This is a genomic window from Pseudoselenomonas caprae (assembly GCF_008271345.1).
GTDB lineage: Bacteria > Bacillota > Negativicutes > Selenomonadales > Selenomonadaceae > Selenomonas_A > Selenomonas_A caprae.
Genome location: NZ_VTOZ01000053.1, coordinates 1 through 3,902, shown reverse-complemented (window position 1 = coordinate 3,902; position 3,902 = coordinate 1). Strand labels below are relative to the sequence as shown.

At 57.5% G+C, this 3,902-nt stretch carries 3 protein-coding genes; all 3 read right to left on the bottom strand.

Features of this window, described 5'->3' with window-relative positions:
* Window positions 1–68: 68 nt before the first annotated feature.
* Window positions 69–1,325 (bottom strand): dicarboxylate/amino acid:cation symporter, encoded by a 1,257-nt coding sequence (locus tag FZ041_RS14230; RefSeq protein ID WP_075442688.1) that lies wholly within the window; start codon window positions 1,323–1,325, stop codon window positions 69–71.
* 134 nt (window positions 1,326–1,459) lie between these two features.
* The gene (locus FZ041_RS14225) at window positions 1,460–2,680 is read right to left on the bottom strand and encodes a type II secretion system F family protein (RefSeq protein WP_149190049.1); all 1,221 of its coding nucleotides are present in this window, start codon (window positions 2,678–2,680) and stop codon (window positions 1,460–1,462) included.
* A complete protein-coding gene (locus FZ041_RS14220) occupies window positions 2,677–3,732 on the bottom strand; it encodes a type IV pilus twitching motility protein PilT (protein ID WP_149190048.1) in 1,056 nt (351 codons plus the stop codon). Before FZ041_RS14220 ends, FZ041_RS14225 begins: the two co-directional genes overlap by 4 nt.
* Window positions 3,733–3,902 lie beyond the last annotated feature (170 nt).

Genomic DNA, 3,902 nt, shown 5'->3' with positions numbered 1-3,902 from the left:
GGCTTATCCAGCTTGGATAGCCCGTGGCTTTTTTATGCTTGCCATATTCTGTTCGATGGATCCTGAAATCATGCCTGCTCTGCAGAAGCCAACCGCTCCTGCAGCCACTCCTTGCCGTCCACATACTTCGAGACAATATACGTCGACACATAATCGCCAGCCGCATTGACCATGGTCGCTGGCGGATCGATCAGGTTGCCGATTGCCAGAGCAAGGGTATATGCCGTTGTCAGCTGCTCGGGACTGTTATTGAAGAAGAAGGAACACAGCACCAGCTCTCCCACACCGCCACCGCCGGGAATCCCCGACATCGCTACAGAAGAGAATACCGCAATAGCGATGGCCAGGATGGCTTCGCCGCTATTGAAGTCCATGCCCGAAATGCCAAACAAGAACGCCACTTTGATGATCGCGCCCATCGCCGAACCATCCATATGCATCGTCGCTCCGAGTGGCAGGACGATGTCTGCCACCTCCTTCGAGACGCCACTTGACTTTGCCGCCTCGATATTGGTGGGGATCGTCGCAACCGACGAACAAGTGCCGAAGGAAACGGCAGCGGGCCGGAAAATATGACGCCACATCAGCGGGACCGCATGACGGCCACCACCAAACCAGGCATAGAGCGGAAAGAACACGGCCAGATAGACAAAACACATCCCCCAATAGACGAGCAGTGTCTTCGCATAACCGCCCATCAGGTCCCCGCCATACGTGGCTGCCAGATCTGCAAAGAAACCGAAGAAACCGATCGGCGCATAATACGATACAATCGTCACCGTCTTCATGATGCAGCGTGACAGATCATCAAGGAGCTTGGCCGTCATGGTCTGCCGGCCGCCAGCCAGCTGGACACCGAAACCAAAGATGACAGCAGCGACGATCAGCGGCAGCATAGCCCGCCGTGACAACAGCTCCACAAAATCCGGCTTCGTAAAGAAATTGACCACCAGCTCGCTGATGGATACGCTCTTGACTTCCGCAGCCGACGCTGCCATCTCACTGACCGAAAAGCCCACCGGCACGATGTCGATGCAGGAAACAACACCATACATCAGCAGCGAAGCAATCAGCGCCGTCACGGTGAACGTCGTGATGGTGATGCCCATGACCTTGCCCGCACGCCCAGCCGAGCCCATATTGGCAATCGCCGAAGCGATGGACACAAAGACCATCGGCACCACGATGCAGAACATCATATTGATGAACAGATCGCCCAGCGGTTTGAGGCCCTTGGCCTCTGGCCAGCAAAGCCCTACGGCCGTGCCGGACACGATGCCGATCAGCATGAAGATGACAAACCCATAATTTTTCAGATACTGCATATAATCCCCTCACAATCCCAGCACAGGTTATCGATTTAGTCAAAATTATACAAAAAATCAACAGCCACGGCTAGCCACCTGCGCATATACAGCATTTTTTCCCCACAAAACAGCATCAACACACACAAATCCACTCAGGTCAAGGCATCCATCATACCGAGCAGAGGCAGGATGATGGACAGGACAAAGAAAAACACCAGTCCGCCCACCAGGAAGATAGCCGCAGGTTCAGCCAGCGCCTGCAGCCGGCGCGACTCATTCTGCACGACGACACGGCAAAACTCTGCCGCCTTGGCCAGCATGACCTCAAGCTCCCCCGATTTCTCCCCCGCCAGGACCATCTCGCCCAATACAGCCGGAAAACCAGGACAGGCGCACAAGGACGCATGCAGCGGCAGCCCGCGCTCGACTGCCTGGCGTGCCTCCTGCAATACCAGCCGCAGATAGCAGTTCGCCGTAACCTCAGGCAGCAAAGCCAGAGCCGCTGGCAGCCGGATGCCATTCTCCAGCAGGACTGCCAGTGTGCCCAGAAGCATCAGCCATTCCGCAAAGCAGACCAGCCGCCCGTAAAGCGGCAGCCGCAGGCACCAGCGGTCAAGCCGGCGCCGGACACCTTCCTGCTGCCAGGCATAGGCCGCCAGCACCAGCACGGCCACCGATACGAGGAAAAGCTCCGGGCCATGCGCAAGCACCAGGGCGGAAACAGCCAGCAGCAATCTTGTCGGCAGCGGCAGCTCTGTATGAAGGCTCGTCAGCATCACCGAAAAGGTCGGCAGCACAAAGACCGTCATGAAGGCAAAGGCCACCAGGGTCGTCACCCCCAAGATCAGCGGATAGAGCAGGACAGATTTCAGCTTTGCCTGCGCCGCATAGGACTTCTCCAAAAAATCCGCCAGCCGCAGAAACATCACATCCAGCGTCCCCGCCACTTCACCAGCCTTCACCAGGCTGACGATGCGGGCCGAAAAGACCTTCGGGAACCCCTGCATCGCTTCATGCAAGGACTTTCCCTGCATGACAGCCGCCAGCAGCTTGTCGAGGAGCTGCTGATAGCTGCTGTCTTTGCCTGTCCGCAGCGCCTTCAGCGCCTCATGCACCGGCATCCCCGCCGACAACATCACCGCTAACTGCCGGCAGAACAGCACCACCAGCAGCCGCGATGGCTGCGGCGCGGCCATCGCCTTGATGCGGGCAAGGGCTGGAAAATGACGCCCGTGTCCCAGCTCCTCCAGACTGGCAACCCACAAGCCTTTTGCCCGTATCTGGCGCGCCGCTTCCCGCCGCGACTCCGCACTGACGCGGCCCGTGAACAACTCCCCCTTGCGGTTCCGTGCCTCATACGCATATGCCGTCATCCCTGCCAGCCTCCCATCGTCAGGCTTTCCCCATATCGTTCATACATTTCCTGCGTGATACGCCTTTGCCGGTATAGATGCTCGGCCGCAGCCTGCCCCGTCTGCATCCCTTGCTGCTGATGGCTCATCATCACAGACTCCAGCTGGCTGTACTTGCCCTGCCGGAGCAAGCTGCGTACCGCCGGTACAGCCAGCAGCACCTCACTCATGCAGACACGGCCTCCCTGGCAGCACGGCAGCAACCGCTGCGCAAAAATCCCGGCCAGCACCTCAGCGACCTGCGCCCGGATTGAATCCTGCTGAGCGAGCGGAAACATCCCCTCGATGCGCATAACCGCCTCAGCGGCTGACCGTGTATGCAGTGTCCCGAGAACCAGCACCCCCGAAGCTGCTGCCATCAAGGCCGTCTGCATCGTCTCTCGGTCACGGATCTCCCCCACTAAGATGACATCCGGCATCTCCCGCAGCGCACTGCGCAAAGCCCGGGCAAAGGAAAAGAAATCCTTCCCATACTCACGCTGGCTGATGAAGCACTGCTTCGGCACATAGCAGAACTCCACCGGATCTTCCAACGTGATGATATGATACGCTTTCTCCTGGTTCAGCTCCTCGATAAAGGCTGCCAAAGTCGTAGTCTTGCCAGAACCTGTCCTGCCTGTCACCAGCACCAGCCCTTGGTCAAACGCTTTTATCCTCTGCCAGGCCTTAGGCGCCCCTATATCCGCAAGGCTCGGAATCCTCTCCGGCAGCAGACGGATAGCAAGGGCTGGAAATCCTTGCTGATAATAAGCATTGACACGGAACCGCCGTCCTGCGAACGTCCATGACAAGTCAATATCCTTTTCCCGGGCCAGCCGCTTTCGCTGCTCCTCATCCATGATCACAGCGCAAAAGCCAGCCATAAACGGCTCCGTAAGCGGGCGTCCATCCACAGGCGCCAATACGCCCTCACACCGCATATGCGGCCGTTGCCCCACGGTCCAATGCATATCCGACGCTTCTTTTTCCATAGCCCTGCGGATAAGCACCTGCCAACTTATCTCCTCATCCATGTCATCACCCCATAATTTCAATGATCACGTATTTCTTCTACATCCCATACCTAATACCTGCAAGAAATACGCTTCATTTGCAAAACCACCTTTCATCCCTTCCTTGCAGGACATTTCATCAGCAACCTAGAATTATATCCCTCCACCACGATGGCTTAGCCTGGGGACAG